This window comes from Streptomyces sp. NPDC007162, from assembly GCF_040634175.1.
In the GTDB taxonomy this organism is placed as follows: domain Bacteria; phylum Actinomycetota; class Actinomycetes; order Streptomycetales; family Streptomycetaceae; genus Streptomyces.
In genome coordinates this window covers 1-1,109 of the sequence record NZ_JBEYFC010001057.1, presented here as the reverse complement: position 1 = coordinate 1,109, position 1,109 = coordinate 1, and the positions used below count along the sequence as shown (strand labels likewise).

The 1,109-nt window shown below is 76.3% G+C and carries 2 protein-coding genes; both read left to right on the top strand.

Annotated features, from left to right (window positions below):
• Positions 1 to 106: 106 nt before the first annotated feature.
• On the top strand, positions 107 to 811 hold the full coding sequence (locus ABZ646_RS47130) for a GNAT family N-acetyltransferase (protein ID WP_360534075.1): 705 nt from the start codon (positions 107 to 109) through the stop codon (positions 809 to 811).
• 96 nt (positions 812 to 907) lie between these two features.
• The coding region (locus ABZ646_RS47125) for a PAS domain-containing protein (RefSeq protein WP_360534072.1) at positions 908 to 1,109 on the top strand (202 nt) is incomplete at its 3' end.

Here is a 1,109-nt window from a genome sequence, read left to right as displayed (position 1 = left end):
CCGGGACGGCGAACGCGCAGCCCTGGCAGTCCTCGCGGGAGTCGCGCAGTCAGCGGAACGTGGCCGAACCACGGGTGCTGCGCAGCGACAAGGGCGTGGAAGGGCAATGACGAGCGGTGCGAGCGTCGCGCTCGACGACCCGGTGGGCGCTTCGCTGCGCGGGCGGCACGCGGGGCTCGCCCGCCGGCTCGGCCGGACCGCCGCCTACCTGCCGGACGTCGCGACCTTCTGCGCACTGCCCGCCGACCCGGGTCCGTCGGACTGGGCCGACCTCGCCCGGCTGCTGGGCCCGGGCGCGTTCGCGGAGCTGTTCAGCAGCCCGGCCGGCCCGCCGCCGGACTGGGAGCCGGTCTTCGTCCTCGAGGGCCGGCAACTGGTCTGGGCCGGCGACGGCACGCCCGGTCCGGCTCTCGCCCCGGCCGCCGCCGACGTGGTCGAACTGGGTGCCGCCGATGTGCCCGAGATGCTCGATCTCGTCGCCCGGACCCAGCCGGGGCCGTTCTGGCCGCGCACCTGTGAACTCGGCACCTACCTGGGCATCCGCGAGCACGGCAGGCTGGTGGCCATGGCGGGGGAAAGGCTGCGCCCGCCGGGCTGGACCGAGATCAGCGCGGTCTGCACCGCCCCCGAGGCCCGCGGGCGCGGCCACGCCGGCCGCCTGGTGAGCACCCTCGCCGCCCATGTCCTGTCCCGCGGCGACCGCCCCTTCCTGCACGTCGCCGAGGCGAACGCCGTCGCCGTCACGCTCTACGAACGGCTGGGCTTCACGAGCCGCGCGCAGGTCACCTTCCGGGGTTTCCGCACTCCCTGAGACGGGCGCCCGCGGCGGGCCGCCCCCCGGGGGGTGTGCGGTTGTCGTCCGCCGTGCGGCACGGGATGCTGAGGGTGCACGGAGGGAAGCGGTGCCATGGATCGTTTTCCGCATGCTGCCGACGTCGACTTCCACAGCCCCCTGGACCTCGCGAAGGCCGCCGCCGCGGTGCTGGACGCCGAAGGCCATGTCTGCGGGTGGGGTGCCTCGGCACAGCGCCTCCTCGGCCACGCGCCCGAGGACGTGCTCGGCCGGCCGGCCGCGCGGCTGCTGGCGGCGCCCGGACAGCGGGCGTCGC